1 protein-coding gene and 2 pseudogenes are annotated in these 1,747 nt (G+C 62.7%); 1 reads left to right on the forward strand and 2 read right to left on the reverse strand.

The features are described from left to right. A partial coding sequence (locus tag AWC07_RS28630) for a hypothetical protein (protein WP_244187544.1) occupies positions 1–113 on the forward strand: 113 nt, incomplete at its 5' end. Positions 114–785: 672 nt separating this feature from the next. Here the strand turns inward: AWC07_RS28630 and AWC07_RS29540 are convergent. Both AWC07_RS29540 and AWC07_RS09650 read right to left on the reverse strand, forming a co-directional pair. Continuing rightward, positions 786–1,375: pseudogene (locus AWC07_RS29540) on the reverse strand (hypothetical protein). Then, positions 1,341–1,670 (reverse strand): annotated as a pseudogene (locus AWC07_RS09650) (putative alpha/beta hydrolase); the annotation flags it as partial. The pseudogenes AWC07_RS09650 and AWC07_RS29540, both read right to left, overlap by 35 nt. Positions 1,671–1,747 lie beyond the last annotated feature (77 nt).

Raw genomic sequence — 1,747 nt, forward strand, 5'->3', positions numbered from 1 at the left:
CACCAACCCAACCCCCGCCCGCTGTCGCAGCCTATCCCGGACCCACCGGCGAGCGCGCCGACTGGTGGTGGTACGAACCCTTCCAACCCCAACCACCACCGACCACCAACTAGCGTCGGCCGCCCGACCCGGTTCCTGCCAGCACCGGATCGAAACCCAAACACCTTGGGGCATCAAGAAACTCGTCCGCGGATAACGCAGCAACGGCCATCGTGAACAATCCAGGCCGACAACCACACCCGCACCGCCGCCGACCTCACAACTCCCTCCCCACGACCCGCAACGACGTGCGCACTCGCGTGAGCAATCGCTCAAAGCCGCCGACACCGTCAGCAGGGCCACTCGCGGATATGACGTCGGCAAGAAGGTCAACGGAGGCAAGCGTCGCATGGTCGTCGGCGCGCTGGGCCTGCTGATCCGTTGTGCTGGTGACCGCGGCACGCATCCAAGTCCGCGACGGCGGGCGCCGGGATTCTCGAGCGCGCCCCGCACAACTATCCAGTGGGCTGACGACGGTTATGCAGGCAAGCTCGTCGCCTGGGCCACGCGACATTTCGCATCGCATTGGAGAGTGCGCGCAAACCCAAGGGCCGAAACACCTTTGAGGTGTTGCCACGCCGCTGGGTGGTCGAACGCGCAAGCGCTGTGCAAAATGGCCATGATCGGCCTAATGGTTTGCCGCCTCGAACCACCGCCCGGGCGGCGCCCATGGCAAACCAACTCACGCCGCATCAATTCAGCCCTTCGCGAACGCGTTCTGCGATGTCCTCAGCGCAGCCGAGCCTTCAGGGCGCAGTTATTTGATTGGTGATATCGAGTCCGGCACCGGGATCACGGTGGTGATCGGTCGTGTTCCGGCACTCGCCATCAAGGATGATTTGTCCGTAACTGTGGTCGGACGGCAGAAAGCTGATATTCGCCCTCACGCCGTTCTTATTCAGGGTTGTGCCGTGCAGATGCTGTCCCGGAGGGGGCCGGCGTTCCAGCCGTGGGAGAGCATCGCGGCCCGAATTTGCTGGAAGTAGGTGTCCGGCTCGCCGTGAATCAGGAAGGTGATCGTGACTGTCCCCTGATAGGGCGGATCGCCTTGGTCGTTGCACGAGGCAAACGAGAATCCACCGCTGACACCTTGCAAGTTCGCGGCGGCGACGAGTTGCTTGGCCGGCTCGATCACCTGGGCCTTGGTCTGATCGTCGGTCATGGGGTGAGCCGAATCATCAAAGGGATTAGACGAGCCCGAGGATTGCGGTTTGGGAAGCACCAGCGAACACCCTCCTAACACCACAATGGCGACTACGGTTACGGCAAACATTGCTTGCCGTAACCACACGCGTTGCCGCTCAGTGATGGTGTTGTTCGTCGAAAACGTGATCATCGGTAACAGATCCTGGCGGGCGGCCCCACTCCGGGTCAATGACAGCAGGCGTGCCGGGTATGCCAACGCCGACCGGACCCACGCCCGGAATGTTGACCTTGCCCACCTGATAGCGATGTTGGACCGTCATGCCGTCGGATTCCAGCGCGTCGCCGTGACCGGAGGCGATGTCGGCCATGCTGTGCAAGGCCTCGCTCCCACGATGGTAATAGTACGAATGGTCATGCGGATTGATGCCGTCAGAGCCGGGCACCTCGGCGCGAAAACGCACCGATCCGAATCCGTCGGCGGCCGGTGTCGACCGCCACCGTGATGGGACCGGTTTGAGCAGGGTTTAGCCACGGTCATGGGACCACCCGTTTGCCAGTGATG

Source organism: Mycobacterium gastri (assembly GCF_002102175.1).
GTDB classification, from domain to species: Bacteria; Actinomycetota; Actinomycetes; order Mycobacteriales; family Mycobacteriaceae; genus Mycobacterium; species Mycobacterium gastri.